The 25271-nt window shown below is 47.9% G+C and carries 24 protein-coding genes; 10 read left to right on the plus strand and 14 right to left on the minus strand.

What is annotated here, in order from left to right:
- Window positions 1-12: 12 nt before the first annotated feature.
- From nuoH to AC5RDS_RS14520, 9 genes are all read left to right on the plus strand, one after another.
- Entirely contained in the window at window positions 13-1089 is a 1077-nt protein-coding gene (gene nuoH, locus AC5RDS_RS14480; RefSeq protein WP_013611696.1) for an NADH-quinone oxidoreductase subunit NuoH, read from the plus strand.
- 8 nt (window positions 1090-1097) lie between these two features.
- Complete coding sequence (locus tag AC5RDS_RS14485) at window positions 1098-1574, plus strand: 4Fe-4S binding protein (RefSeq protein ID WP_013611697.1); 477 nt, start codon at window positions 1098-1100, stop codon at window positions 1572-1574.
- 41 nt (window positions 1575-1615) lie between these two features.
- A complete protein-coding gene (locus AC5RDS_RS14490) occupies window positions 1616-2125 on the plus strand; it encodes an NADH-quinone oxidoreductase subunit J family protein (RefSeq protein WP_013611698.1) in 510 nt (169 codons plus the stop codon).
- A 30-nt stretch (window positions 2126-2155) separates the two neighbouring features.
- Window positions 2156-2455: an NADH-quinone oxidoreductase subunit NuoK gene (gene nuoK, locus AC5RDS_RS14495; protein ID WP_041557249.1), complete on the plus strand. Its 300-nt coding sequence runs from the start codon at window positions 2156-2158 to the stop codon at window positions 2453-2455.
- A gap of 10 nt (window positions 2456-2465) precedes the next feature.
- Window positions 2466-4367, plus strand: a complete 1902-nt coding sequence (gene nuoL, locus AC5RDS_RS14500) for an NADH-quinone oxidoreductase subunit L (RefSeq protein WP_013611700.1) — start codon at window positions 2466-2468, stop codon at window positions 4365-4367.
- A 26-nt stretch (window positions 4368-4393) separates the two neighbouring features.
- Entirely contained in the window at window positions 4394-5866 is a 1473-nt protein-coding gene (locus tag AC5RDS_RS14505; RefSeq protein ID WP_022161437.1) for a complex I subunit 4 family protein, read from the plus strand.
- A 28-nt stretch (window positions 5867-5894) separates the two neighbouring features.
- Window positions 5895-7322 (plus strand): NADH-quinone oxidoreductase subunit N, encoded by a 1428-nt coding sequence (locus tag AC5RDS_RS14510; protein ID WP_046404773.1) that lies wholly within the window; start codon window positions 5895-5897, stop codon window positions 7320-7322.
- 210 nt (window positions 7323-7532) lie between these two features.
- A complete protein-coding gene (locus tag AC5RDS_RS14515) occupies window positions 7533-8450 on the plus strand; it encodes a ketopantoate reductase family protein (RefSeq protein WP_494222385.1) in 918 nt (305 codons plus the stop codon).
- Entirely contained in the window at window positions 8447-9097 is a 651-nt protein-coding gene (locus tag AC5RDS_RS14520) for an HAD family hydrolase (protein WP_013611704.1), read from the plus strand. The genes AC5RDS_RS14515 and AC5RDS_RS14520 overlap by 4 nt, the downstream gene beginning before the upstream one ends.
- Window position 9098: 1 nt before the next feature.
- Here the strand turns inward: AC5RDS_RS14520 and map are convergent, their stop codons facing one another.
- From map to AC5RDS_RS14535, 3 genes are all read right to left on the minus strand, one after another.
- Complete coding sequence (gene map / locus AC5RDS_RS14525) at window positions 9099-9959, minus strand: type I methionyl aminopeptidase (RefSeq protein WP_022161440.1); 861 nt, start codon at window positions 9957-9959, stop codon at window positions 9099-9101.
- A gap of 203 nt (window positions 9960-10162) precedes the next feature.
- Window positions 10163-11527, minus strand: a complete 1365-nt coding sequence (locus AC5RDS_RS14530) for an MATE family efflux transporter (RefSeq protein ID WP_046451002.1) — start codon at window positions 11525-11527, stop codon at window positions 10163-10165.
- Between the two features lie 21 nt (window positions 11528-11548).
- Entirely contained in the window at window positions 11549-13657 is a 2109-nt protein-coding gene (locus tag AC5RDS_RS14535; RefSeq protein WP_046405367.1) for a DUF3352 domain-containing protein, read from the minus strand.
- Between the two features lie 103 nt (window positions 13658-13760).
- On the opposite strand from AC5RDS_RS14535, the gene AC5RDS_RS14540 reads away from it, so the two are divergent.
- Window positions 13761-15086: an MATE family efflux transporter gene (locus AC5RDS_RS14540; RefSeq protein ID WP_013611708.1), complete on the plus strand. Its 1326-nt coding sequence runs from the start codon at window positions 13761-13763 to the stop codon at window positions 15084-15086.
- Between the two features lie 25 nt (window positions 15087-15111).
- Here the strand turns inward: AC5RDS_RS14540 and AC5RDS_RS14545 are convergent, their stop codons facing one another.
- The 11 genes from AC5RDS_RS14545 to AC5RDS_RS14595 form a co-directional block, all read right to left on the minus strand.
- Complete coding sequence (locus AC5RDS_RS14545; RefSeq protein ID WP_147349921.1) at window positions 15112-15447, minus strand: hypothetical protein; 336 nt, start codon at window positions 15445-15447, stop codon at window positions 15112-15114.
- Entirely contained in the window at window positions 15341-15796 is a 456-nt protein-coding gene (locus AC5RDS_RS14550) for a hypothetical protein (protein ID WP_370751983.1), read from the minus strand. Before AC5RDS_RS14550 ends, AC5RDS_RS14545 begins: the two co-directional genes overlap by 107 nt.
- Before the next feature lie 8 nt (window positions 15797-15804).
- Window positions 15805-16284, minus strand: coding sequence for a hypothetical protein (locus tag AC5RDS_RS14555; protein ID WP_013611710.1), 480 nt, complete (start codon window positions 16282-16284; stop codon window positions 15805-15807).
- Between the two features lie 84 nt (window positions 16285-16368).
- The gene (locus tag AC5RDS_RS14560; RefSeq protein ID WP_013611711.1) at window positions 16369-17004 is read right to left on the minus strand and encodes an HAD family hydrolase; all 636 of its coding nucleotides are present in this window, start codon (window positions 17002-17004) and stop codon (window positions 16369-16371) included.
- A gap of 151 nt (window positions 17005-17155) precedes the next feature.
- Window positions 17156-17893 carry a hypothetical protein gene (locus tag AC5RDS_RS14565; RefSeq protein WP_013611712.1) on the minus strand — a complete coding sequence of 246 codons (738 nt, stop codon included), beginning with the start codon at window positions 17891-17893 and terminating at the stop codon, window positions 17156-17158.
- 9 nt (window positions 17894-17902) lie between these two features.
- Entirely contained in the window at window positions 17903-18175 is a 273-nt protein-coding gene (locus AC5RDS_RS14570) for a hypothetical protein (protein WP_087381843.1), read from the minus strand.
- A gap of 37 nt (window positions 18176-18212) precedes the next feature.
- Complete coding sequence (locus AC5RDS_RS14575) at window positions 18213-20975, minus strand: M16 family metallopeptidase (protein WP_087381840.1); 2763 nt, start codon at window positions 20973-20975, stop codon at window positions 18213-18215.
- The gene (locus tag AC5RDS_RS14580; protein WP_118122254.1) at window positions 20972-22249 is read right to left on the minus strand and encodes a thioredoxin family protein; all 1278 of its coding nucleotides are present in this window, start codon (window positions 22247-22249) and stop codon (window positions 20972-20974) included. Before AC5RDS_RS14580 ends, AC5RDS_RS14575 begins: the two co-directional genes overlap by 4 nt.
- Before the next feature lie 15 nt (window positions 22250-22264).
- Window positions 22265-23074 (minus strand): hypothetical protein, encoded by an 810-nt coding sequence (locus tag AC5RDS_RS14585; protein WP_013611716.1) that lies wholly within the window; start codon window positions 23072-23074, stop codon window positions 22265-22267.
- A gap of 17 nt (window positions 23075-23091) precedes the next feature.
- Window positions 23092-23715: a fasciclin domain-containing protein gene (locus AC5RDS_RS14590; RefSeq protein ID WP_013611717.1), complete on the minus strand. Its 624-nt coding sequence runs from the start codon at window positions 23713-23715 to the stop codon at window positions 23092-23094.
- Window positions 23703-25265 (minus strand): RagB/SusD family nutrient uptake outer membrane protein, encoded by a 1563-nt coding sequence (locus tag AC5RDS_RS14595; protein ID WP_337778816.1) that lies wholly within the window; start codon window positions 25263-25265, stop codon window positions 23703-23705. Before AC5RDS_RS14595 ends, AC5RDS_RS14590 begins: the two co-directional genes overlap by 13 nt.
- Window positions 25266-25271: the final 6 nt, after the last annotated feature.

The following is a 25271-nucleotide window of genomic DNA, read 5'->3' on the forward strand; positions in this document are numbered from 1 at the left end:
TGAGAATAAGATATGTTTGATTTTAGAGTAGTAACACAATGGGTCGACGCCACCCTACACCAATATCTGCCCGCCTCGCTGGTCACCACCACTGAATTTGTCCTGGTCGGTGTCTGTTTATTGGTCGCTTATGCAGTCATGGCACTCGGCCTGATTTATGCAGAGCGGAAAGTCTGTGCTTTCTTCCAATGCCGTCTGGGTCCGAACCGGGTAGGTCCTTTCGGAATGATACAAACTGTCACCGATATGATCAAGATGCTGATCAAGGAGATCATCGAGATCAATCATGTAGACCGTTTTCTGTTCAACCTGGCTCCTTACATTGTCATCATAGCCTCTTTATTGGCTTTTAGCTGTATACCTTTTGCCAAAGGGCTGGAGATTATCGATTTCAATGTCGGGATATTTTTCCTGATCGCAGTATCCTCCATCGGTATTGTCGGTATTTTGCTGGCAGGTTGGGCCAGTAACAACAAATTCTCCCTGATCGGGGCCATGCGAAGCGGAGCCCAGATGATCAGCTACGAGTTATCGATCGGGTTATCGATCCTGACGATGGTAGTGCTTACCGGCAGCATGCAGCTCTCGACGATTGTCGAAAGCCAGGCAGACGGCTGGTTTATCTTTAAAGGCCATCTCCCGGCTTTAATCGCTTTTATCGTCTATCTGATCGCAGGTACGGCAGAAACCAACCGCGGTCCCTTCGACTTACCCGAAGCCGAATCGGAACTGACGGCAGGTTACCATACCGAATATTCGGGCATGCACTTCGGTTTCTTCTACGTGGCCGAATTCGTCAATATGTTTATTGTGGCAGCCGTAGCGACTACCTTATTCTGGGGCGGCTGGATGCCTTTACATATACCGGGTTGGGAAAATTTCAACACCGTGATGGACTACATCCCTTCGATCTTTTGGTTTCTGGGAAAAAGTGCCGTTATGGTATTTATCATCATGTGGTTTAAATGGACATTCCCCCGCCTGCGTATCGACCAGTTGCTGACACTGGAATGGAAATACCTGTTGCCCATTAATTTGTGTAACCTGTTCCTGATGGTCTTTGTGGTGGTATTCAAATTACATTTTTAGCAAGATTTATGAGAAGTACACAAGAATATTTCAGTTCATTTTTCAATGGTTTAGGTTCATTACTGAAAGGAATGAGCATTACCCTCCGGGAATTTTTCACCCCCAAGACTACTGAAAAATATCCGGAGAACCGGGCTACCCTGAAAATGTTCGACCGTTTCCGGGGTGAGCTGACGATGCCCCACAACGAACGCAACGAACACCATTGCGTCGCCTGTGGTATCTGTGAAATGAATTGTCCGAACGATACCATCCGTGTCGAATCGGAAATGGTAACTACCGAAGACGGAAAAAAGAAAAAGGTACTGGTGCGGTATCTGTATGACCACGGTAGCTGTCTGTATTGCCAGCTATGTGTGCGGAGCTGTCCCCATCAGGCCATTACTTTTATCCCGACCTACGAACACGCCGTTTTTACCCGTGAGAAACTGGTACTCCAACTAAACCACGAAGGTTCCAGGTTGGAAACCAAAAATGAAGCCTGACCGGCAAAAGATTGAATTAAGTATATTATAAAAGAAATCTTATGAATATAACTCTCCCCCAAGCGGTCTTTTTATTTTTGGCAGCAGTGATCGTCGTCTGCTCCATACTGACCGTCACCACGAAGCGGATATTGCGTTCGGCGACTTATCTGCTGTTCGTGTTATTTGCTACGGCAGGTATATATTTCGAGTTGAACTATTCCTTTTTGGGAGCTGTACAGCTGACTGTATATGCCGGAGGTATCATTGTATTATACGTATTCTCGATTCTTCTGACCAGTTCCGACAATAAGAAAGCCGACAAGATCAAAAACAGCAAATTTTTTGCCGGCATACTGGCTGCGGTAGGAGGTGCAGCCCTCTGTATCTTCATCACACTTACCCACTCGTTCCCGGTATCGCATTTCGTACCCGGTGAGATCAACCAGAAAGTGATCGGAACCGCTTTGATGGGGACGGAGAAATACCAGTATCTGTTACCTTTCGAGGTAATCAGTGTTTTGTTGTTGGCTTGTATTATCGGGGGTATCCTGATCGCCCGGAAACGTTAAACATGAAAATTGAATAGTATGGAAATAACGATGGAATATTATCTGGTGATCAGCACGATCATGTTTTTCGCCGGAATCTACGGATTTATGACCCGCAGGAATATGTTAGCGGTATTGATTTCTATTGAATTGATTCTGAATTCTGTAGATATCAATTTTGTGGCTTTCAACCGTTTTTTATTCCCGGACCAACTGGAAGGTTTTTTCTTCACCCTGTTCGCTATCGGAATATCGGCCTGTGAAACAGCAGTGGCCATAGCAATCATTATCAATATATACCGGAACATCCGGAATATTCAGGTGAAGAATTTAAATAAATTGAAAGACTAAACTTCAGATTATGGAATATACAATATCGATCCTCCTGCTTCCGATGCTCACTTTCCTGGTGCTCGGATTATTCGGGATGAAACTCCGTCCGAACACAGCCGGCTATATCGGCAGCCTCTCTCTGGCTGTCACAACAGGCCTGGCCTATATCACTGCAGGACTTTATTTTTCAGCTCCCCGGGTAGACGGAGTATTTGCCCGGATAATGCCTGTCGATTTCGAATGGCTGCGTTTCACAGAAGCCCTCCACATCGATCTGGGTATATTGCTGGATCCGATTTCTGTCATGATGCTGGTGGTCATCACAACAGTATCGCTGATGGTACATATTTATAGTATGGGCTATATGAAAGGCGAACGCGGTTTTCAGCGTTACTACGCTTTTCTATCCTTGTTCACCTTTTCTATGTTAGGTCTGGTAGTAGCTCCCAATATTTTCCAGATGTATATTTTCTGGGAGCTGGTGGGTGTTTCTTCCTACCTGCTGATCGGATTCTACTATACAAAACCCGAAGCCATCGCAGCTTCGAAAAAAGCGTTTATCGTCACCCGTTTTGCCGACCTGGGCTTTTTACTGGGCATTCTGTTGCTGTCGTATTTCACCAAGACATTCAGCTTCGAATTATTGACTTCCGGTGATGCTTCCGTTTTTGCAGGAGCTGCAGGTGTCACTTTCATGGGAGCTTCCGTGATGAGCTGGGCCTTGGCTCTGATATTCATCGGTGGTGCCGGAAAATCGGCAATGTTCCCATTACACATCTGGTTACCGGACGCGATGGAAGGTCCTACCCCGGTATCGGCTCTGATTCATGCAGCAACGATGGTGGTTGCCGGCGTTTTTCTCGTGGCCCGTCTGTTCCCTGTATACGTCAGTGCAGCCCCGGATGTGTTGGTCGGCATCGGTTATGTGGGGGCTTTTACTTCGTTGTATGCAGCCGTAGTAGCCTGCGTACAAACCGATATCAAACGGGTACTGGCTTTTTCTACCATCTCTCAGATCGGTTTCATGATGGTTGCGCTCGGAGTCTCGGGTATGGGAGGCCATCAGGGACTCGGCTATATGGCTTCGATGTTCCACCTTTTCACACATGCCATGTTCAAAGCCCTGCTCTTCCTTTGCGCAGGAGCCATCATCCATACCATCGGCAGCAATGAAATGAGCCGCATGGGTGGTCTGCGTAAATATATGCCTTTTACGCATCTGACCTTCCTCGTCGCTTGTCTGGCCATATCGGGAATTCCTCCTTTTTCCGGATTTTTCAGTAAAGACGAGATTCTGACAGCCGTTTTCGATTTCAACCCGAATTTCGGTATCCTGATGAGTTTTATTGCCGGTCTGACAGCCTTTTACATGTTCCGGCTCTACTACAATATCTTCTGGGGCACTCCGTCACAGTACGCACATACTCCCCACGAAGCTCCCCGCTCGATGACCATTCCCCTGATGATCCTTGCCGCGATCACACTTTTTGCAGGTTTCATCCCGTTCGGGCATTTTGTGAGCAGCGACGGATTGGTTTACCACATCCACCTGGATTGGAGTGTCGCCATTCCCAGCATTATAATCGCTTTAATCGCCATCGGTATCGCCACTTTCTTTTACAAATCGAAGTGCGATATTCCCGACCGGCTGCAACATATGTATGCCCATTTCTATAAAGCAGCCTATCACCGTTTTTACATCGACGAGTTTTACCTGTTTATCACCAAACGAATCATTTTCAACGGTGTATCCCGCCCGATCGCCTGGTTCGACCGCCACATCATCGACGGTACCATGAACGGAATGGCCTATATTACCCAACGGGTGTCGTACGCTATCCGCGGATTACAGTCGGGACAAATCCAGCAATATGCTTTTGTTTTCCTGGTGGGCACTTTATTGCTTGTTTTATTAGTGGTGTTGATATAGGATCGTAAATTATAAAATTGAACATTATGAATTTCTTATCCTTATTCGTTCTGATCCCGGTTTTGATGTTAGGAGGTTTACTTTTGGCATCGGACATCAAACAAATTCGTGCAGTTTGTGCGACAGGAGCTTCCCTCCTGCTGCTTCTTGCCGTAGCACTGACGGTATTGTTTCTGGGAGAAAGGAACAGCGGAAATACGGCAGAAATGCTTTTCACCGCCAGCAGCGTGTGGTATGCCCCGTTTCATATTCATTATTCGGTGGGGGTCGACGGCATTTCGGTCGCTATGTTATTATTATCTTCCATTATCGTATTCACCGGCATATTCACTTCGTGGAAGATGGAACTCTTGCCCCGGGAATACTTTATGTGGTTTTGTCTGTTGAGTATCGGTGTCTTCGGTTTTTTCATCTCCACCGACCTCTTCACCATGTTTATGTTTTATGAGATCGCCCTCATCCCGATGTACCTGTTGATCGGAGTTTGGGGCACCGGTAAAAAAGAATATGCAGCCATGAAGCTGACCCTGATGCTGATGGGTGGTTCGGCCCTGCTGCTCGTCGGGATATTGGGTATCTATTTCAATTCGGGAGCGACAAGCATGAACATTCTTGACATTGCGCGTCAGCATATTCCGGACGAATTGCAACGGTGGTTCTTCCCGCTTACCTTTATCGGTTTTGGTGTACTGGGAGCTCTCTTTCCTTTCCACACCTGGAGTCCCGACGGTCATGCTTCAGCGCCCACAGCGGTGTCGATGCTTCATGCCGGCGTGCTGATGAAACTGGGAGGCTACGGTTGTTTCCGGGTGGCCATTTGCCTTATGCCCGAAGCAGCTAAAGAACTTTCGTGGATATTCATTATCCTGACGGGTATCAGTGTGGTTTACGGTGCTTATTCGGCTATCGTCCAAACCGACCTGAAATACATCAATGCGTATTCTTCGGTCAGCCATTGCGGTCTGGTATTATTCGCAATCCTGATGCTTAATCAAACGGCCGTGACAGGAGCCATTATGCAGATGCTGAGCCATGGACTGATGACAGCATTGTTCTTCGCATTGATCGGTATGATTTACGGACGGACCCATACCCGGGATATCCGGGAAATGGGAGGCCTGATGAAAATCATCCCCTTCCTGGGGGCCTGCTATGTGATCGCCGGTTTGGCTTCATTAGGACTTCCCGGTCTAAGCGGTTTTGTAGCCGAGATGACTATTTTTGTCGGTTCCTTCCAGCATGCCGATGTATTCCACCGGGTGATGACTATCCTGGCCTGCACTTCGATTGTGATCACTGCCGTCTATATCCTGCGGGTTGTCGGTAAACTACTCTATGGTAAAGTGGTCGACGAACACCACCTGCAACTGACCGATGCCGTATGGTACGAACGTTTTTCGGCCATCGTCCTGATCCTCGCCATTGCAGGGATAGGGCTGGCTCCGTTGTGGATATCGGATATGATCCGGGAAAGTTTAAACGGATTGTGGCCGTTTTAAGATATCGTAAATCGTAAAATTATTAAATATGGGATATTCTAATTTTCTGTTCCTAAAAGAAGAGCTTTCACTGATCGCCGTCATGTTGATCCTGCTGGTATACGACTTGTTCGGCTCTCAGAAAAGCCTGAAATATTTTCATCCGGTAGCCTGTGTATTGTTTCTGGCCCATACACTGCTGAATCTTTTTCCTGCCGGGACGGCAGAGGCTTTCGGAGGGATGTATGTGTGTACCCCCATCGGTTCGATCGTAAAAACTATCCTGAACACAGGTACGCTTATTGTCCTGCTCCAGGCTTACAATTGGGTAAACAGCGAGTCGGTACTGATCCGCCGGGGAGAATTTTACCTGATTCTGTTCTCCTCCTTGCTGGGTATGTATTTCATGATTTCTGCGGGCAATTTTCTGTTATTCTTCATCGGTCTGGAGACAGCCTCTATACCGATGGCCGTGTTGTCTGCATTCGACAAATACAAACACCAGTCGGCAGAGGCCGGGGCTAAATATATTCTCTCGGCTACTTTCGCTTCAGGATTGTCGCTTTACGGTATTTCCCTGATCTACGGGACGGTCGGCACACTTTATTTTGCCGACATACCGGCAGGAATTTCAGGGAATCCGCTCCAATATATGGCCTTCGGATTTTTTATCGTGGGATTGTTTTTTAAGATTTCACTGGTGCCTTTCCACCAATGGACACCCGACGTTTATGAAGGTGCACCGACTACGGTGACTTCTTATTTTTCGGTAATTTCCAAAGGGTCGGCAGCTTTCGTACTGATGACTCTATTATTTAAAGTATTCGGTAATCTGGTGACAGAATGGCAGGCAATCCTGTATGTAATCATTATCGCAACCATCACCGTAGCCAACCTGTTTGCCATCCGCCAGCAGAATTTGAAGCGTTTTCTGGCTTATTCTTCGGTTTCACAAGCCGGATATATTATGCTGGGAGTGATCAGCGGGAGCGCTATCGGGATGACGTCACTGGTATATTATATCCTGGTGTATATGATCTCCAACCTGGCTGCTTTCGGGGTGATCGCCATCATCGAAAACCGGACAGGCAAGATCACGATCGACGACTACAACGGTCTGTATTCCACGAATCCGAAGTTAAGTATCGTCATGATGCTGGCTTTATTCTCTTTAGCAGGGATTCCTCCGTTTGCCGGTTTTTTCAGTAAATTTTTCATCTTTGCCGCCGCAGCCGAACAGGGATTTTATGTATTGGTATTCATCGCCCTGCTGAATACGATCATTTCCCTCTATTACTATCTGCTGGTTGTCAAAGCCATGTTTATCAACAAAACCGAAGAGGCTATCGCCCCTGTCCGTTCCGATATCTATACCCGTCTCAGCCTGATTGTCTGCACGGCAGGTATTCTGATATTAGGCCTGCTCAGCACAATTTACGAACACATCGGTATGTTCAGCTTCGGCATAACGTTTTAGCTTATAAAGTCTTCGGATCCTGCGGGCACCTTGTCCGCGGGACTTACACAGTCCCCGGCGGCCAACATAGGGCCATAAACAAAGCGCCCTCAGGATCCTTTATCATAGAATCATTCTGTCACTTATTCGTTACAATTATTTAATTCCCCCTCATTTTTGATCTTTCTGACAAAAAACATACTTTTGGAGTCGAATCGGAAAGAAAGTAGTATGGAGATTAAAATTGCATTTTCAGGGATCGGCGGTGTCGGGGGTTACTATGGGGGCAAACTGGCTCATTTTTACCGGCAATCAGAAAACATTAAAATTTACTTTATTTCGAGGGGGGAAAATCTGGAAATCATTTCACGCAAAGGACTGAAAATTCAGACTCTGCACGAAGAAATCATCGTCCATCCGACCCTGGCGACTCATTCTCCGAAGGACATCGGCCCGGTCGACTATCTGTTCTGTACCACCAAAAGCTATGATTTAGCCGGAAATCTTGAAGAAATACGTCCTCTTATCGGGCCGTCGACCGTTATTATTCCTTTATTAAACGGAGCGAATATTACGGAAGAAATCCGGCGGCTAGTCCCGGGACACCAGGTTTGGTACGGTTGTGTGTATATCGGAGCCCGGCTTTCGGCTCCGGGAACAGTCAGTAAATTTACAGAACAGGACCGGCTTTGGTTCGGTGATCCGGAAGGCGACCGTCTGCGTCAGGCCGAATTGCTGCAATTGATGAGCCGGGCAGGTATCTCAGCTTTAAATCCCGCAGACATACACGACCGGATCTGGAGAAAATTCTTTCTGATCTCTCTGAGTGCCACCCTCACTTCATACTACGATCAAAGCATAGGAGAAGTACTCGAATTTCATCGTTCCGGTTATGAAAAGCTGGGCGAAGAACTTTATGCAATAGCACAGGCACAGGGGATACATCTACCTCAAGATATGATCCGGCAAGTCATTGCCGACCAGGAGAAAATGCCTTATGACGCCACCACTTCGATGCATACGGATTTCAGGAAGCACAAACCGACAGAACTAGAGACGCTGACCGGTTATGTGGTTGAAAACGGTAAAGCCCTCCACCTTCCTGTACCTACTTATGAAATGATGTATAAAGAATTGAAAACAAGATGAATAAAAAACTGGTTATATTCGATTTAGACGGGACGCTACTGAATACCATCGACGATCTCGCTGTAAGTGCCAACTATGCTCTCCGGCAACATGGCTATCCGGAACATGACTTGCCGGCTTATCGCTATTTTGTCGGAAACGGTATTACAAAATTGATCGAACGGGCTTTACCCGAAGCGGAACGCTGTGAACCGACTATCCTGCAGTTACGGGAAGAATTTGTAGGCTATTATCAGCGACACAAGACAGACCTGACCCGCCCTTATCCGGGTATCCCGGAATTATTGTCACACTTATCGGCCAAAGGTATACAGCTTGCTGTTGCTTCCAATAAATATCATCAGGGGACCGTCGAGCTGATCCGGCATTATTTCGGCACGGATCTTTTCAAGGTTGTACTGGGACAACGCGGGCACATACCTGCAAAACCCGATCCGGCAATTGTCTACGAGATCTTACACCTAACCGGAATAACTCCTGCGGATGCGTTGTATATCGGAGATTCGGGGGTAGATATGCAAACAGCCCGGCGCAGTGGCATCACTTCCATCGGCGTCAGCTGGGGCTTCCGTCCCCGTCAGGAACTGACAGAAAACGGAGCCTGTCATATTGTAGACCGTCCGGAAGAAATAATCCGTTATCTCTGATCTATCCGGTGATGATCTCCGCCCCGGTATCGGTGATCAGCACCGTATACTCCCATTGTGCAGAAGGCATGCCGTCGTCTGTCAATACCGTCCAGTCGTTATCGGCATCGATAAAAATTTTGCGGGATCCCATATTGATCATCGGTTCGATAGTAAATACCATTCCCGGTACCAGCAAAACACCGGTACCGCGGCGTCCGACATGGCTGACAAAAGGATCTTCATGAAATTTGAGTCCCACCCCATGCCCGCCGAATTCCCGTACGACAGAATACCCGTTGCCTTCAGCATGTTCTTGAACGGCAGCTCCGATATCCCCCAGGAAGCCCCAGGGACGGGCGGCTTGCAAACCGACTTCCAGGCATTCTCGGGCTACCTGCACCAAACGCTGCATTTCAGGACTTACTTTACCGATCATAAACATCCGCGAAGCGTCCGAAAAATAACCATCCAGAATCGTAGAAACATCTACATTGATAATATCCCCATTTCTCAATACAACGTCTTTGGAAGGAATACCGTGGCATACTTCGTCGTTCACCGAGGTACACACACTCTTCGGAAATCCCTCATAATTCAAGGGAGCAGGAATAGCTCCGTGAGCGATCGTAAAATTGTAGACTAATGTATCGATTTCTTCCGTCGTCATACCTTCATGGATATGGGCAGCCACCAAATCCAAAACCGCCGTATTGATAGCGGCACTGCGGCGAATCCCTTTTATCTGGGCCGCCGTTTTAATCATTTTACGGGTAGGGACCCGGTATCCCTTCGCTTTGTAAGCCTTGATTTTTTGTTCTATATCAGCCAAATACACAGACTCACTCTCGGATAATTTTTCTTTACTTTTAAAAAGTCTCATTTCTTTTTACCTTATCGGCAAGATCCTTCTATCCTGTCAGTTTTTTAGCCCGGAGCAAATTTGCTCCGGGCTTGCAAGATACACAATTATTAAACAAGTAAATAATTTTTATCTGATTTCCATGTTACTAAAAAAGATGGCTGTTATATACATATTTACACTTATATGAAACATTACCCCCGTCCCTTTGTTTCAGCCTGCAATTAAGCTATCGTCTGCAGGCCATGGGTTTTCTTCAGATACCAGCGTAATGTCAGAATAGCAGCTATAAAAGCCAATGTATCGGCTAGCGGCATACTTCCCCAAACTCCGTAAATATCCAAACCGGCCATATGGGGCAGCGTATAAAGCAAGGGGATTAAGAACAGTAACTGCCGGGCCAAAGACAAAAGAATAGAAATCTTTGCTTTCCCGATAGACTGGAAAAAATTAGTTATCACAATCTGTGCCCCTACCATCGGGAAAGACAAGATGGTGATACGCAGGCCGACTTCCGCTAATTTATTCAGTTCCGCATCGTCCGAAAACATCGCCACGATATGCCCGGGCAACAGCTCACTGCACACCCAACCTAATCCCATAATAGTCACAGCTATCCGGATCACTTTCTTCAACGTTTTCTGAACCCGTTCAAAATGCCTCGCACCGAAATTATATCCGACGACCGGTTGCATTCCTTGCGTCAATCCGATCACCACCATTACAAATAAAGTAGCCACCCGGTTGACAATGCCATAAGCACCGATGGCCAAATCTCCTCCATAAATCTTGAAGTTATGATTCAGAACGATCACTATCCCACTGGCACACACATTCAGGAGGAAGGGAGCCATTCCGATCGAGAAAATACTCATGATGACATGTTTTCTCAAGCGGTAAAACCCTCTTCGAAAATGGATGTAGCTGGAACTATGTAGAAAATGGTTCAACACCCATGCCAGCCCTCCCATCTGCGCCAGGATCGTAGCCGTCGCAGCTCCCCGGATTCCCCAATCGAGGTGGAAGATAAAAATCGGAGCCAGAATGATGTTTACTCCTACCGTCAGCAGGGACGATAACATCGCTTTTTTAGGATACCCCGTTGCACGCATCACATTGTTCAAACCGATAAATAAAAAAGAAACAGGATTTCCCAATAGCAACACCTGCATAAAATCGCGGGCATAGGGTAAGGTGGAAGTACTTGCTCCGAAAAAAATCAATATTTCATCCAGGAAATAATAGGTGATTCCTCCGAAACATATCCCTGTCAGGATACATAATATCAAAACATTATGCAACACTTCGGTCGCCTTCAGATCATCCTTCTGTCCCAGGTAAATAGAACTGATCGCAGCGCCACCGACACCGATGAGTGTACTGAAAGCGATAATCAGATTCATCAGCGGAAAAGTCAGGGCCAGTCCCGAAATAGCCAGAGGTCCCACTCCATGTCCGATAAAAATACTGTCTACGATATTGTACACAGACGTAACGGTCATCGCAATGATGGCAGGTATCGAATATTGTATCAACAACTTGCCGATGGATTCCGTTTCAAGTACATGAGGATTTTTTGTCTGTGTCATAGAGCGTTATTTAGTCGGGGATTAAAATTTCAATTTTTTTTCTATTTCCCCGGTTACTTTATAATATTTCCAGGTTCCTGTGCGTCGTCCTTTCTTATATTTTCCTTCTCCGAAGAGATGGCCGGTAGAATAATAGAAACGGGCCTCACCGTGCCTCAGCCCCCTATTATACTCCAACTCGGTTTTCAAAGTTCCATCGGAAAAAAATTCTTTATAAGCCGTAATCTTACCATTATCGTATGTCACCTGTACAGCAACTACCCCATCCGGATAGAAAAAACGGGATTCTCCCTGCAGCTTACCTTCCCGGTAGAGCAACTGCGCGACAACCTGCCCCTGCCGATCGGTAATCTTCCAAATGCCTTCCGGGTCACCGTTACTTAGTTTGCCGGCATAGTCCAGTTGCTCAGTCCGATAAGCATAATCTCCCCGGGTACTCACGGCGATGCTATCGGGAATCACCACATGATAATACCCGGACTCGATCAAGTCGGCCTGTTTTTCGAGTGACCGACTGAGTTCGCGGATCTCGTAATCCCGGGCAGCATCGACATTGTGAATAGCCACCAAATGCGTTTCATACCCACTTCCAGCATTGGTCAAAGTGAAACCGATGGCCTCGAAACTCTGAAAAGCCCCCTTATTCTTTACAAATTCAGCACGATCTTCCGGTGGCAAAGAACGAAAGAGATATTCGTAGGTCTCGGGCGAACTGACATATCCGTATATATTACTCCGGTTACCCAATTCACTCATCAGATCATTGTATTTTTCGTCCTGAACGAGGGTATTCCCCAAGGAATAATCTTTTATCATAGCAGCCAGGGTAGACGACGAATTACTGAATACCACATAATCGCCGATAAAGGTATAGTAGGGCTTGTCGAACTTACTGAACCATTTCCCCAGAAACATATTGAAAAAACCTTTCAGGCTGAGATAACCGATTGTATGTCCGTTATAATCGATATTCCGGAAACGCACAGGGGTCTTCCGCCCGATTTGTTCAGCCAGATAAGCCAGCTGATCTTTAGCCAGATCGATATCTTTGGCCCGGATGGCCAGTATCAGGTTATCCAGCCGGTTTTCCTGATCGACTGCCGGTTTGACAATCGCTATTTCATTCCCCATCCACGAAGTGAATAATCCGGCCAGATCCAATCCCAGAAATTTATTCAAGCGGGTTACGGTCTTTTCATATCCCTGAAATTCTTTCAGGTTATTTACCTTATAATCTTCCAGCAATATATTCTCAAGCTCTTCGAACGAACTGTAACATACCGATACGTATGCCGCCACATGATTACCGATAATCTCTCTGACCGACGATTTATTACCCTCCACCAGATTTAAAGCACTCCATAGTGAAAAGTTATGCCTGCTGGGATAGGTTTTCCCCGAAAAGGCAAGCGCTTTATCCTGCAGTTGCAAAGCTAACGCTGTCGTCTCGAAAGCAGAAGAATCGGCATTGGTGGCAGCTTCACCCCAAAGCATCTTCATCCATTTTTCGAACCGGGTATGTTCGAGTTCCAGACGGATATCCCCGGTATTGCTTTGTTCCTGGAAAGCCGGATGTCGCCCACAAGTCTTCCAGGCCCGGGTGACTAATTTTTCAGAAAAGGAGATAAACAACAGATTGGCTTTAATCGCATAATATAATTTCAGCTCCCCGATCCTGATCCCGGTAACGTCTCCCTTCCTGCTCATTTGTCCGTCGCCCAGCACCCCTCCCACCAAGCCGTCGAATGCCTGGATAACATTCAGTTTCCCAAGATCGCAGACATACAATAAGTCATAATCGGTTGCAGAAACCAAATGGCAGGACACCGCAAAAGGGCGGTCTGTCAGTAATTTTCTCAATCCGGGATATACCTCGCTCAACGAATCGGCCAGATTCAGATTGGCATGATATTCTTCGAAGTAAGGATATGCTTTCAGAGATGCCCAAATCCGATTCCGGTATAATTTGTCACGTATTCGATTAAAAGAAGGGGTCTCGACAATAAATACCGCATCTTCAGGAATCCCTTCCCTGACGCGATACATACCGGATTGACGGAAAACCAGATACCAAATTCCGCCTGCCGCCAAAAAGAGCAAGAGTACCAAAAACACCAGACGCCTTTTCATAAAATAACGAATAGATAGATTCAGACGAAAATACACAATTTTCTGCTATCTTTGCCGGTCCGATCTTTAAAAATACGCCTGGTTTTATATAAACAGAATCCATATGCGTTTTACAAATCGTCAAATCTTAAAAATTGCAGGTCCGATACTCGTCAGTGTCCTTATGGAACATCTGATCGGAATGACAGATACCGCTTTTTTGGGAAGAGTCGGAGAAGTAGAACTGGGAGCTTCAGCCCTGGCAGGAGTGTATTATCTGGCCATTTTCATGCTGGGTTTCGGTTTCAGTACAGGGGTACAGATTATGATCGGCCGGCGAAACGGAGAAGGAAATTATACGGCGATCGGCGAGCTGTTCAACCAGGGATTCGTATTCCAATTTCTTCTGGCTACTTTTATCTTTTTTGCTACCCGTTTCGGCTCTCCTTTGCTACTCCGGCATCTGATCGACTCGCCACAGGTATACGAAGCTACTTTAGAGTATATGAACCGGAGAATTTTCGGTTTGTTCTTTTCGTTTACGGCGTTGATGTTTCGTGCCTTTTATGTCGGAATTGCCGATACGCGGACACTAACCGCCAACTCCCTGGTGATGGTCGGTACGAATGTTGTGCTCAACTATATCCTGATATTCGGGAAACTGGGTTTTCCTGCTTTAGGAATTGCAGGGGCAGCGATTGCTTCCGTCCTTGCAGAAGTCACGTCGTTGCTCTTTTTTATCGTATACACCGGCTTGAAGATCGACCGGCAGAAATATCGTCTTTACCGTTTCCACCGCATAGAAATCCACTTACTCAAACGGATTTTGGGTATCTCGATCTGGACAATGGTGCAGGCATTTATTTCTATCAGCACCTGGTTTTTATTTTTTATCGCTGTCGAACACCTCGGAGAACGGCCTTTAGCCATTACCAATGTGTTAAGGAATATCTCCTCCCTTTTCTTTATTATCGTCAGTGCTTTCGCCACTACCGCCAGTTCATTGGTAAGTAACCTGATGGGGTCCGGAGATTCCGGCAGGGTAATGGATACTTTCAAAAAAGTGTCCCGGCTATGTTATGTTTTTATCCTCCCCCTGATATTCGTGATGGCTTTATTCCCCAACAGCGTCATGCGGATCTATACAGACAACTCCGCTCTTATCCAAAGCGCGGTACCGGCCTATTATGTGATGATCTTCGTCTATCTGGTCAGTGTACCGGCTAATATTTTATTCAATACCGTATCCGGAACAGGAAATACCCGTTCGGCACTTTTTATCGAGCTGATCGCTTTGGTGGCCTATGTCCTGTCGGTGATCTATCTGGTGATCTACCTAAAAGCCGACGTCGCTATTTGCTGGACAACCGAATACATCTACCTGGTTTGTATGTTTTCATTAACCTATTGGTATATGAAAAAAGGAAACTGGAAAAACAAAAAAATCTGATCCGCTTTATCCGTTTTTAGTGTTTTCACTCTGCGCGGCGACGACAGAACATACTTTTAAAGACTTGCCATCCCACTTCTCCCATCCAACGGTAAAGAATCGGTTTTCCCAATTGCCAGGCCATATTGATCCATGGATTACCCGCAAAGCCCGGGCCACCCTGCTTTTCACCATTATTCCTCCGGTGTGGCATAAGGACGGCAGAAATTTCTGACCACATCAACCGTCCGGCATGAGAGCGGATATATTGCCAGTCAGCGGAAATTTTCTCCTCCGTTTCCTGACACAGCCGTCGGATCTCCCGCTTCTCCAGGATAACCTGGCCGAGAGGGGTTTTGGGATTGACCTTTGTCGTCTTCATCGTCATTCGCTTGCAAAGCTTCGATAACCATATTCATTATCCCGATCCGGATTCCATGTTTCATTCCCCAGACTATCAAAGTGAACAATAGGTAAAAACCTCCGACAATCAGAAAACCGAGCGCCGGACTATCCAATAATTCCCCCAGATAGCACCCTAAGGCGACAAACAGAAACAGAACCGTAAAAAAGGACAGTAATAACAAGATAAGGCTATGTGAGAGAACTGCAAGAACGATAGCAGTCCTCTCGATAGCCATTAATTTCAGTAGACGGAGTTTCAACCTGGCATAAGTTGAAATATCTTCCTTCAATTCAGTAAATATTTTCCCTGCAGTATTCTCCATCACCTCCCTGGTCAGTTAACCGACTTTTCAGAGTTCTTTACCCGATCTTTCAGGTTATTCACGTCTTTCCGGTAACTTTCGGCATATTGGGCTTGTTTTTGTTCATCAGCCTCAGCCCTGTTGTCCATCGTTTGCCGGAAATCATTTGCTTTCTGAGAAAGGTCGTCGGCGGTAGCACTAGCCTTATTACCGGCGGCCTCAGCCCATTCTTCGGCTTTATCCCCGGCTTTACCGGCCCACTGGCGTGCTTTATCGCCAGCCTCTTCGGACCATTCCCCGGCCTTACCGGCAAACTTCGAACCGGCATGTTCAGCTTTTGCTTTTACTTTTGAGAATACCGACCGGGCACCGTCTTTGATCCCATGTCCCACTTCCCGCAGCTCTTCCTCCAGTTTCTGGCGATGTTCACCTGTCATCAGGTAGCCGACAGCGGCTCCGACAAGTGCTCCAATCCCCAAACCTAACAATAGTTTTGAATTCTCGCTTTTCATAATCTTTTGTTTTTATCGTATTGTACATACTCAACGAAAGGAGAAAGCAAAAAGTTTGGTTTTTAAATAAACTTAAAGCAAATTTCAAGACAACAACTCTAAAACCTTTTCCGGCCGGCTAAAATCAGGAATGACAGCTGAAACTTTATCGCCAATGGCCTCTTCAGGATTCGTCGTCGCCAATCCGATCACCCGCATCCCGGCAACCGTACCCGCTTGTATTCCGGAAAAGGAGTCCTCGAAAACGACACATTCTCCGGGATCCACCTGCAAATCCCGGGCAGCCAGCAAATAGCACATCGGATCGGGTTTGCCGGACGTTATCCGATCGGCCGTTACAATCGTATCGAAAACCTTCTCTATGTCCATGAGCTTTAAAGCACGCTCTATTTTAATCCGATAAGAACTGGTTACCAGGCCCACCCGATATCCCTTTGTTTTAAGCATATGCAAAAACCGAACGGCTCCTTTTACTTCCGGAAAATCCATCGTCTCTTCGTATTCATCACAGGCCCGGGTAATCTTCCCGAGTTCTTCGGAAGAATAATCCGAAAAATAAAGTTCATAAATCCGTTGTAAAGTCGTCCCTTTTATTTTTGCCGGAAAATCCGGAATACCGATATGATATTTTTCCGCCACTTGTCTCCAGAAAATATCGTAGAGCGGCTCCGTATCCGCCACTACACCGTCGAAATCAAAGAATATCGTCGTTATGTCCATAGTTATAAAGTTGCTTGATTAATGGAAAGCAAAGTTATTATTTTATTCAAAACATCCCCCCAAAGTTTTTATCTCACTTCGGGAGGATGTGCAGGCAAATATTTTTCGATATCCTGATTTTTTAAGGAAAGAACGTTTGAATTGTTATCGATTAATCCTTGTATTCGAAACTGATGGTGGATACATCCTCTTCATCCGTACAGGTAATCGACTTTATGCCACCCCATTCTTCGTATGTATAGGTGAACGGTAAATTACCGTAGATTACATCCGAAGAGGTAGGAAGATTGGCAGAGGAGTTTCCGCAAAGCCCTAAAAGGTGCGGGAAAAAATCACTATTTTCCGTAATGGCCGTAAGGATAAATTTGTAAATACAAATAACGGGGTCTACGCCATTCGTGATATTCTTTTGTTCTCCGAATTTAAGTCCGCCTCCGTCGATGGCAACCAAGTTGTTATCGGTATATTTGTATTCTACCGGATACTCCTCCTTTTCTATTTCTCCATCTTCATTCTCTCCCTCATATACTCCGATCACAGAAGTAAGGTAGTTATCGGTATACTCCAATCTGAACGACGTGCCGTAAGCATCCACATAACTGGCTATTTTACCGTCTTTCAGGACATAAGTGAATGTTTCGGCTTCTTCTTCATCAGCGATAAGAATCTGTTCACCTTCCCGTTTTACATTGTAAATCATTTCTTGCGTTTCGCCCTCTGCTTCTACGGTATATCCGATTTTCTCAATTTGTCCGCCTTCTCCATAAGTCAGGGTATATTCTATCGTGCCCAAATAATCCGAAAAGATGACTTTGGTGAGCGTTTTCTCCACTTTGTTCACAATCACTTCCACCGTCCCCAATTCATACTCCTCATTGTTTTGGCGCACGATGACCTTCTAGTTACCGGCTTCTGCGTCGGCAGGCACGGTAAAGGTCACGCTTGTAGCCGTGAACGCTGCCCCTTCGATGTCTAAGGTTTTGGTAGCATCCGCACTGTTTTTGAGAATGAGTTTGGCAGCTGTGACAAAGTCTTTGCCGTTAACGGTGACTTCCTCACCGGCGGTGAAGGTTTCCGGCAGGGTTGCGGTCGGAGCAACGGGAGGCGTCGGTTCGTCGTCATTGTCCGAGCAGGCGGTGAAAGCACATGCGCTGCATACCATCAGCAGCATAATCTAAATGTTCTTCATAACTTTAAATTTTAAAAGGTTAATAAATTACCACATCGATACATTGTGCCGTGTCGAAAAATTTGCGGGCAAATGCCACAATGTCTTTCGCACGGATTTGGTCGATGATACCGTCGAAATAGCGGGGGTCATCGAGCTGGGTATGGGTGCGGTTGTAAAATTGCAGGTTTTCCGTCCAGTAGGCCACATTCTTTTCGGCAAACGCCTTTTGGTGTTCTTGTTTAAGCACCAACAGATAGTATTCGGCGTCATCTTCGGAGATACCTTCCTCTATGAACTGCCGGATTTGGTCGTGGACAATCTGGCGCATCCGGGGACCTTTGGCCTGCGAGCTTTCGAACTGCACGGCAAAGGTCTGGTCGTAGAACGGGTAATCCTCCGCTTCCGTGTGGAGTTGTACCCCGTAGGAACCACCCTCGTCCTCGCGGATGATTTGCCGGAAGAGGTTGTCGAAATGCTTCTGCAGGACGTGGAAACAGATTTTATCCGACGCCTTGGTTTTCAGGTGGTTTTTGTATTCGATACTGACCATGTACTTCTCTTCGGGCAATCCTAAACGGATGTCGCGTGTAGCGGATGCCGTGCTGGCATACCGGTGGTGCACCGGCGTCTCGCGGACGTTGCGCGCCGGCAGGGAAGCGATGTAAAGCTCCACTAACCTGCGGGCCTCTTCACGGGGGAGGTCACCGACGAGATAGAAAGCGAAATCGGCAGCGTTGCGGAAACGCTCGTCGTAAATTTCCACCATCCGGTCGTAATCCATCGCCGCATAGTAAGCCGTATCCGTTTTGCGGATGCGGGGCGACGGCAGGGTGTGCAGCTCTTGCATGACGGAGGCTATCGAGTCGTCGGTCGTCGGTTTGGCGTAGGTGCGCTGAATTTTGTTGGCACGCACATATTTGTCGAAATCCGGACGGCTGAACCGGGGATGTACAACGGTCAGGTGAAAAAACTGGAAAGCAATCTCCGCATCGTCGCGTGTACTGCTGCAACTGATACTTTCCGACCGTTCGCCGAGGTCGATATTGATGTCGATATTGTGTCCGCGCATGATAGCGTTGAGCAGCCGGGCGGGGTATTTGTACAGCCCGTATTGCAGGAACAGGGTATTCAACGCATCGGCCGAGGGCAGGTCTTCCGCCGGCAGCAGGGAGCGGCCTCCGGGACTTCCAGCTAAGAGATTGAAAGCACCGCTTTCATAATCGTTGTGTTTGTAGTAGACCTTGGCGCCGTTGCTCAGGGTCCATTCCTCCGCACCGGGACCTTTCAGCCTTTTGGTCTTGACAATGCGGCCGGCAACAGGAGTGAAATCCATCAGGGACGGCAGCGTATCGGCAACAGCCTGCACGTAAGGTGCCGGCGAGGATTGCCGGGCTTCGCGGAGCAGTCGTGTCAAGGTTTCGCTGTCCGGGAACGGATAATCCGGATTATTGCCCTGTACGGCATAAATGCGGTTGAGGTCTCCGGCATTCCAACGGTCGAGCCAGGCATGTACGGCGCGGCTGTCAATGGAATCGAGCAGGTGCCAGGCGGCGTCTAATTTCTCAGCCACTTCGGCCAGCGGATAACCGAGCAGAAAATGGTCCTGATAGACTTTCAGGTAGACACTGTTGGGCATACGACGGAGCATAGCCGCAGACTGTTTCAACCCGAGACGATAGTTGTCCGTCAACTCCTTTAGCTTCTGGTCCGTGATGGCGTAACGATGAATGCGTTCAAGCTGTTCCAGCACTTGCCGAACCGCTTCCTTTTCCATGCCGGGCAGAGGGGTAATGGCGATATTCTGCCCCTCGTAATGACGCACAAGGTCGTGTACACCGGCCTGTGCACTAAGGAACAAGGCATCCTCTTCCTGAATAAAATCATTGAGGCGCTCGCCGACGATTTGATTGTAAAACTCCCGGCACAACTGGTCTTTCACCTGTTCGCCGAGTGTACGGAATTCCGGCTTGCGGAAACGTTTCATCAGTACGACGGCGTTCTGGGGAATATCTTCGTCGATAAGCCGGCAATACTGGGGCTCTTCGTTGTCCGGAATGGCATATGTCACCCGCGGTTTGGCATTCACGCGCTTCGGAATGCCGGCAAAGAGGCGTTTCACTCCGGCCTCCACGGCATCGGGGTCGATGTCGCCGAGGACAATGACCGCCTGCTGGTCGGGACGGTAAAAATCGTGATAATAGGCGCGCACTTCGTCGGCAGTGAAGTGGTTCAGGACTTCCGGAGTACCGATAACGTCGTGGGTGGCGTACTTGCTGTGGTTGTAGAGATAAGCGTTGAGTTGGCTCTGCATCCGTTGCGAAAGGTCCATTCCCTGACGGCGTTCTTCGAGGATGACTTTGCGCTCGATTTCCATTTCGTCGGCGCGCAGTTGCAGGAAGCCCGACCAATCGTGCAGGATAAGCAGGCAGGAATCTACCAGCCCGCCGTCCGTCGTGGGAACGCCGTCGATGTGATACACGGTTTCATCCGCACCCGTATAGGCATTCAAATCCTGAATGCCCCGGCGTTTCAGGAAAGCGGGTACGCCTTCCGGGAAATGCTCCGTAGCATGGAAAGCCATGTGCTCCAGCACGTGGGCCAGTCCGTTTTGATGTTCCTCTTCCATCAGGGCACCCACGTTCTGCACCAAATAGAAGTCGGCTTTCCCTGCGGATGCACCCGTGGCACGGATGTAATAAGTCAGTCCGTTATCCAACCGCCCGTGACGGAACGGCGTTTCCGGGGCTGCCGACACGCGGAAGACGCAGACGGTCAGAAATGTCAGAAGGAATATTCTCATAGGTCGTTCAGTTTTTCACGAATCATATTCTGCAACTGCACTTTTACGGCTTCTTCCGGAATGCCGGCACAAACGATAAAGGCCTGGTTGAGGCTTTGTTTCGCCTTGGCCGAATCGCCGGTTTTCTGCTGGTTTTCCGCTAATAACATCAACAGGCGGGCGCGCAGTTGGGCGGTCATGTCAAACGTCAGCGCACGGTCCAACCATTGAATCAGCATGGGACGGGTATTGTCCGGCGGATTGCCTTGGTAAATGCCGTAGAGGTCTTCGATGGGCTGAGTGTAATCGTTAATACTCAACGCCTTTCCGGCTCCTGCGAAATATTTGTCCATGTTCTCAAAAAAGAGAGGCAGGTTGTGGCGGAACAGGTTGAAATAACTGTCTGCCAGCAGGGTCACCGCTTCAACCGCCGTCAGGTCGCCGAACGGCATGCCGGCATAAATGGCCCGGAGGTCACCGCCGATGCGTCCGAGGGCCTGCCTGTAGTCGGTCTTGCCGGTACTGCAAAGCCGCAGGATATACGTGTTGTAAAGTCCGATAAGGTAATTTTGCACCGTTTCCTTGTCTACCGCTTCGCCGTAACGGTCGTAATTTTTGACCACGAAATCGAATATCCCGTCTTGTTTTTCCATTTCGGGATGATAAAGCGAAAGGATGGTAAAATCGGTCGGGTTAATCATGTTCTCCAATTTCTTGGTTTTGAGGTACTCCGGGAAAAGGGCATCGATGCGCACTTTCCATTTTTCCTGATTATACCCGTTCTGGGTGCCGATAAAATGGGGGGCACGAATCAGCAACTTTTGTTGCAGTTCGGTGTTTTTCTTTTCTTTGCGCGATTTTTCGTACAGTTTCTCAAAAGGGAGTTCCTCGCCTGTCGCAATCTGCGCTTCAAGCATCAGCACATCGGGAGTGACGGCACCCACAAGGGTCCTCAATACTTCCCCCTTACTGTCGAGGAACATCAGGGTGGGCAGGGATTCCACTTTGTAGCGTTTCACCACCTCTTTATTGGCGGCCGCATCGCAGTCTAATTTGCAATTGATGAAATGTTCGTTGAAGTAGTCTCCCACCGGGGGAATGGTGAACACCTGGGCGGCCATCACCTTGCAGGGACCGCACCAATTGGCATAAAAATCAATGAAAAGGTTCTTCTTTTCCGCCTTGGCTTTGGCCAAAGCCTCTTCAAAAGTACCCTCGGTAAACGTGATTTGGGCAAACAAACCGTTGGCCGCCACAAGCAGCAGACCAACAAACAAGAGTTTCAACTGTTTCATATTTTCAGGAATGATTTATTGCAGGATAAAGGTGAATATATCGGGGAGCACTACGCTATAGCCTTCGTTGCTGACCCGCAGAGAAACCATGTATTTCCCGGCCGGAGAGTTGACTTTGGCATCCACATACATCCGTCCGCCTCCGATAACGGAGAGGTAACGGCCGAAATCGGCTGCTGCCGCCTCTCCCCGGTCGCTCCGGATGCTTACCAAGGTATAGGTAATCGGTTCCGTTCCCAACAACTGCTCGATACACGAGGTGGTCCAGGGAATATCCAAAGCTTGCTGTTTCTGCAATTTCTCTAATTCCCGGGCAATGGTGAAAGGAGTTTCCAAACCGGCTTCCTGGCAGAGGGCTTTGATTTTTCTCTCTATCCGGTCCCTAATCTGGTATACAGGCTGGTACACCTCTAACTCGTATGTCACCCAAGCCTCGTATGCTTTTTCGCAATTGTCCGTCAATTCCTGCACCCGGTCCGGGTCGGCGTCGGATTCATCCTCAAACTGGTCTAAATAGGCGTTCAACTTTTCTCCGTGTTTATTCATAATACCCTCCAAACGGTCGAGTTCTTCGATGATTTTCTCCTCTTCCGCTTCGATGGTGCGGTAAGCGTTCAGGGAATCGAGAATCTCCCCGGAATAGCTGTTGAGTTGCTCTTCTAAGCGGATTACTTCTTGGTTATAATCCTCATAGCGGATAATTTTCAGACTGTCTATGGGATAGCGGGCATTTTCCGTAAACAGGTAGCCCGTGTGTTCCTTTTCGCATCCTGCCAAAGCGAACAGGGCGAAAAAGAGAGGGAGATATAGGGTATATTTATTCATGTCCGATAAATTAAGGGTTATTCAAATAAGAAATCATGTCCTAAAGCCTGCACCACCCCGTTTTCGGTCTGAATGTTGCTGGAGTAGATTCTCCGGGAGGTGGCAAACTTTTCGATAAAGAACCACAGATGCACGGCCCCTGCATTCCCAACACCCAAGTAGGACTCCTGAAACGTCCACAAGAAGGCTTCACTTCCGTCCATCAGGGTGTAGGTCTTGCCGCCTGTCTTCTCGCCGGTAGCCTCGGAACGGGAACCACGGGGTACGTCGCTCGTCAGGATGCGTTGCGGAATGATGAGTTTTTCCAACAGACGCCGGCACTCTGCGGCGGGAATTTCATTTACCCGCCTGAAATTGTTATTGAACATATAAGTCATGATGGCCAGATTGCTGGGAGCCAGAAACGTAATCTGACCGTATTCGCCTTTGCCCTCGAACAAATCCTGTAACCCGGCATGTTGAATCATCACCCGGGTGGAATCCCAGTCACGGGGCTGTTTTTTGAAATAGTCCCACATGGAACAGTCGTGTACGCCGTAAGCAACGCCACCGTCGTGATAATTCCATTTTGTGCAGGAGCCTAAAGCCAGACCGATACACAAAAGAAGAGCTATATGTATGTAAGATTTTATTTTTGCCATAACCAATATGTATTTTGAGTCATTAATGTATTCTTTTCAAAAGCGTCGGAGCTAACCCAGGTATAGAGTGCACCGTTGCGGACCTCTTCGTCGGTGAGGGTTTTGAATTTACCGCGCAGCATCTCCCGGTAGTAACCGTTGCGCACAATGTCGAAATAGTACTGCCCCTCGCCGAACAATTCACGCCGGCGTTCGTTGAAAATCTCCCGGCGCAGCGCTTCCGGTTCGGTACTCCCGGCGTATGCTTCCAATCCGGCCCTCTTCCGAATCCGGTCGAGGTCGTCTTTCGCCGTCGTCTTTTGGAGCCGCGCGCGGCATTCGGCACGCAGCAACACGACGTCGGCCAACCGCCAGAAAACATAATCGCAGTCGGTGGCTACAGGTACTTTCCCCTGACCTTCCAACATCTCCGAATTGGTTTGATAATGGTAATCACGCCATTTGTGGATAAAAGCATACGGAGAGGTCACCTCTTCTCCTTCCACCGTATAGCTGACATGGCCCAAATCGTACCAGAACTCTTTCCGCCTCAAATCATTCTCTTCGGGATAGATTTCTTTCACCGTTTTCACTGAAATCCGGTTGTATTCCTGATTTTTATCGGTGGACAGGGATTGCGGACTGACATTGGTATAAGGGTAATCGATCAATTCCTGTCCCGGCAGTTCACCCGTAAAACGGGTATCGTAGGTATGGGCATCATCCAATATGTCGTTGTCGATGCTGAGGATGGTTTCCTTGCTGTGGCGGTTTTTGCCGAACACATTACCGATTAAGTCCGTCATGTTTTCGAGTTCGTAGTCTCCGGCAAATTCGTCGATAACCTGTGAGGCATAGTGTTCCGCCTGTTCCCAGTATTTGGCGTCTTGCGTCAGTCCGCCCATCCAGGCATAGATATTGGCGAGAAGGGTATTGACCGACCCTCGGCTGGCGTATTGCCGGGACGTAATGGTACGGCCGTCGGCATCCGTCATTTTATCGTGTGCCGGTAAACCGAGGGCTTGTTCCGCTTCTCCGGCAGCGTATTGCAACACTTCGAGAGCCGGTTTTTTAGCTAAGGCAATGAGCGACTCCGAGCCCGGAGAAATGGGCGCATCCCCCCAAATCTGGGCTATCCGGAAATAGGTTATCGCTTTGACAAAATGGGCTTGTCGGAGCCAAAAGGCCGCCCGTTCCGCCGGAATATTCTGAAAGCGGTACTCGTTGTCAATCATCAGGTCGGCCAGGCTTATCAGGGAATAATGGTCACGCCATGTGCTTTTCAGTATTCCGCCGATAAGGGTCTGGGTGGTATGCGTCGCCACATCCAATTCGCGGAAACCGGAAATGTTGGGTTTCAACTCGTCGGCATCGACAGACATATAATAATAGGGTTGTTTGCCCTTGCAAGCCGACTTCATGCGGGCCATCATGGAAGTGTGAAGAGACTCCAAATCGGCTTCACTCTGAAAGTAATTTGTCAGCGTCACAGAATTTTCGGGAGAGATATCCAGCCAGTCGTTACAAGACAGAAGCGGCAGGAATAACAAAAACAGATATATCTTTTTCATCTCGTC

The organism is Odoribacter sp. (genome assembly GCF_985060555.1).

Coding starts and splice junctions, on each gene's coding strand:
- nuoH (WP_013611696.1), top strand. CDS start 13: ATGTTTGATTTTAGAGTAGTAACACAATGGGTCGACGCCACCCTACAC.
- AC5RDS_RS14485 (WP_013611697.1), top strand. CDS start 1,098: ATGAGAAGTACACAAGAATATTTCAGTTCATTTTTCAATGGTTTAGGT.
- AC5RDS_RS14490 (WP_013611698.1), top strand. CDS start 1,616: ATGAATATAACTCTCCCCCAAGCGGTCTTTTTATTTTTGGCAGCAGTG.
- nuoK (WP_041557249.1), top strand. CDS start 2,156: ATGGAATATTATCTGGTGATCAGCACGATCATGTTTTTCGCCGGAATC.
- nuoL (WP_013611700.1), top strand. CDS start 2,466: ATGGAATATACAATATCGATCCTCCTGCTTCCGATGCTCACTTTCCTG.
- AC5RDS_RS14505 (WP_022161437.1), top strand. CDS start 4,394: ATGAATTTCTTATCCTTATTCGTTCTGATCCCGGTTTTGATGTTAGGA.
- AC5RDS_RS14510 (WP_046404773.1), top strand. CDS start 5,895: ATGGGATATTCTAATTTTCTGTTCCTAAAAGAAGAGCTTTCACTGATC.
- AC5RDS_RS14515 (WP_494222385.1), top strand. CDS start 7,533: ATGGAGATTAAAATTGCATTTTCAGGGATCGGCGGTGTCGGGGGTTAC.
- AC5RDS_RS14520 (WP_013611704.1), top strand. CDS start 8,447: ATGAATAAAAAACTGGTTATATTCGATTTAGACGGGACGCTACTGAAT.
- map (WP_022161440.1), bottom strand. CDS start 9,959: ATGAGACTTTTTAAAAGTAAAGAAAAATTATCCGAGAGTGAGTCTGTG.
- AC5RDS_RS14530 (WP_046451002.1), bottom strand. CDS start 11,527: ATGACACAGACAAAAAATCCTCATGTACTTGAAACGGAATCCATCGGC.
- AC5RDS_RS14535 (WP_046405367.1), bottom strand. CDS start 13,657: ATGAAAAGGCGTCTGGTGTTTTTGGTACTCTTGCTCTTTTTGGCGGCA.
- AC5RDS_RS14540 (WP_013611708.1), top strand. CDS start 13,761: ATGCGTTTTACAAATCGTCAAATCTTAAAAATTGCAGGTCCGATACTC.
- AC5RDS_RS14545 (WP_147349921.1), bottom strand. CDS start 15,447: ATGAAGACGACAAAGGTCAATCCCAAAACCCCTCTCGGCCAGGTTATC.
- AC5RDS_RS14555 (WP_013611710.1), bottom strand. CDS start 16,284: ATGAAAAGCGAGAATTCAAAACTATTGTTAGGTTTGGGGATTGGAGCA.
- AC5RDS_RS14560 (WP_013611711.1), bottom strand. CDS start 17,004: ATGGACATAACGACGATATTCTTTGATTTCGACGGTGTAGTGGCGGAT.
- AC5RDS_RS14570 (WP_087381843.1), bottom strand. CDS start 18,175: ATGCTGCTGATGGTATGCAGCGCATGTGCTTTCACCGCCTGCTCGGAC.
- AC5RDS_RS14575 (WP_087381840.1), bottom strand. CDS start 20,975: ATGAGAATATTCCTTCTGACATTTCTGACCGTCTGCGTCTTCCGCGTG.
- AC5RDS_RS14580 (WP_118122254.1), bottom strand. CDS start 22,249: ATGAAACAGTTGAAACTCTTGTTTGTTGGTCTGCTGCTTGTGGCGGCC.
- AC5RDS_RS14585 (WP_013611716.1), bottom strand. CDS start 23,074: ATGAATAAATATACCCTATATCTCCCTCTCTTTTTCGCCCTGTTCGCT.
- AC5RDS_RS14590 (WP_013611717.1), bottom strand. CDS start 23,715: ATGGCAAAAATAAAATCTTACATACATATAGCTCTTCTTTTGTGTATC.
- AC5RDS_RS14595 (WP_337778816.1), bottom strand. CDS start 25,265: ATGAAAAAGATATATCTGTTTTTGTTATTCCTGCCGCTTCTGTCTTGT.